This is a genomic window from Streptomyces atratus, from assembly GCF_014648655.1.
In the GTDB taxonomy this organism is placed as follows: Bacteria; Actinomycetota; Actinomycetes; order Streptomycetales; family Streptomycetaceae; genus Streptomyces; species Streptomyces atratus.
The window spans coordinates 1-2,128 of record NZ_BMRN01000156.1; the positions used below are offsets into that span (position 1 = coordinate 1).

The 2,128-nt window shown below is 66.3% G+C and carries 2 protein-coding genes; both read right to left on the minus strand.

Annotation, left to right across the window (positions count from 1 at the left end):
• Positions 1-1,094, minus strand: a 1,094-nt coding sequence (locus IEZ15_RS43760; protein WP_229846602.1) for a beta-ketoacyl synthase N-terminal-like domain-containing protein, incomplete at its 3' end; no start/stop codon positions are given.
• A gap of 7 nt (positions 1,095-1,101) precedes the next feature.
• The coding region (locus tag IEZ15_RS43765; RefSeq protein ID WP_189282493.1) for a beta-ketoacyl reductase at positions 1,102-2,128 on the minus strand (1,027 nt) is incomplete at its 5' end.

The following is a 2,128-nucleotide window of genomic DNA, read 5'->3' on the forward strand; positions in this document are numbered from 1 at the left end:
TTCGACTTCAACGACCCCAACCACAAAGGATCATTGTCAGGACGCCCCTGACCGTACGTCGCCAACAACGCCTGCGCCTCGATCGGATCACCCAACCGCGTCCCCGTCCCATGCGCCTCCACCAGATCGACCTGATCGGCAGAAATCTGCGCATCAGCCAGCGCCGCCCGAATCACCCGCTGCTGCGACGGACCGTTCGGAGCCGTCAGCCCATTACTCGCACCGTCCTGATTAATGGCGCTGCCCCGCACCACCGCCAACACCGGGTGGCCGTTGCGGCGGGCGTCGGAGAGCCGTTCCAGGAGGAGGACACCCGCGCCTTCCGACCAGCTGGTGCCGTCGGTGGAGCCCGCGAAGGACTTGCAGCGCCCGTCCCTCGCCAGGCCGCCTTGCCTGCTGAACTCGACAAAGACCTCAGGCGTCGACATGACGGCCACGCCACCGGCCAGCGCCATCGAGCACTCACCCGAACGCAGCGCCTGGGCCGCGAGGTGCAGGGCGACCAGCGACGACGAGCACGCCGTGTCCACCGTCATCGACGGACCCTCGAAGCCGAAGACGTACGAGACACGTCCGGAGGCGATCGACCCCGTCGCACTGTTGTGAGCGTAGTCGTGGTACATCATCCCGGCGAAGACACCGGTCTTGCTGCCCTTGAGGGAGAACGGGTCGATGCCGGCCCGCTCGAATACCTCCCACGAGCATTCCAGCAGCAGACGCTGCTGCGGATCCATGATCAGCGCTTCGTTCGGACTGATGCCGAAAGGAGCGGGATCAAAGGTGTCCGCAGAGTGGAGGAATCCGCCCTTGTTGACGTAGGTGGTGTTCTGCTTCGTTCCCTCGGGGTCGTAGAGAGCATCGACGTTCCAGCCGCGGTTCTCCGGGAATTCGGATATCGCGTCCACGCCGTTGTTCACCACGTGCCAAAGAGCTTCCGGTGAATCGACGCCCCCGGGAAAACGGCAGCTCATAGACACGATCGCGATCGGCTCGCGGGCCGCGGACGACAGTTTGCGGTTGTGAGCGCGTAGCCGGTCGTTCTCCTTGAGCGACGCACGCAGTGCGGCGACCAGCTTCTCGTCAGAATTCGTCATCGAGCTCTCACATTCCCTGCGTCGCGTCGTCCAGGCCAGAGCCGTTGAGCGCCATGCTGATCAGGCTCTCGGCATCCATCTCATCGATGTCTTCGGTCGAGGAACTCTCCGGATCCGCTGCCGAATCCGTCTGCTCGTCGTGAGCGCCGGCAAGTTCGAAGAGCACTTCCATCAGTCCCGCATCCCGCAGTCGGCTCAGCGGAATTCCTTGCAGGATGCGACGGACCCGCTCCTCGCCGTCGGCGTCTTCGCCGATGGGTGTGTCAGAACGCAGCTCCTCGGCAATGTGCTGCGCGAGCACGCGGGAGTTCGGATAGTCGAAGACCAGGGTGGCCGACGGGCGTAGTCCCGTGGCCTGAGCAAGGCCGTTACGGAACTCCACCGCAGCCAGCGAGTCGAATCCAAGTTCCTTGAAGGCGCGGTCCGGCTCGATGGCGGTCGGACCGGGGAATCCGAGGATGGCCGCGGCGTGCGCGCGCACCAGGTCGAGCACTTGTTCCTCGCGCTCGGCATCGGACAGAACCGCCATGCGGCGCCGGAACGCCGCAGCACCCGACGTCCCGGCATCGGCTGCCCTGGCGGATCTCGATCGCACCAGGCCCCGGAACATGTCGGGCAGGGCGTCCGGTGCCAGGGCTCCCGCGCCGACCAGATCGATCCGCATGGTGACGACCGCGGCCTCGCCGAAGGTCTCGGCCGCGTCAAAGAGATCGGTGCCCTGCTTGGGCGACAGCGGTTCGATGCCGGAGCGGTTCATCCGCTGGGAGTCGGCCGTGTTCAGGCCGTCCGCCATTCCCCCGTCGGCCCATGGCCCCCAGGCGAGGGACTGGGCCGGCAGGCCCTGGGCCCTGCGGTACGAGGCGAGGGCATCGAGGAAGGCGTTGGCCGCCGCATAGTTGGCCTGGCCGGGGTTGCCCAGCACTCCAGCGGCGGAGGAGAAGAGGATGAAGGCGTCGAGGTCGATGTCCCGAGTCAGCTCATGGAGATTCAGCGCCGCCTCGACCTTCGGCCGCAACACCGCCTCCACCCGCTCC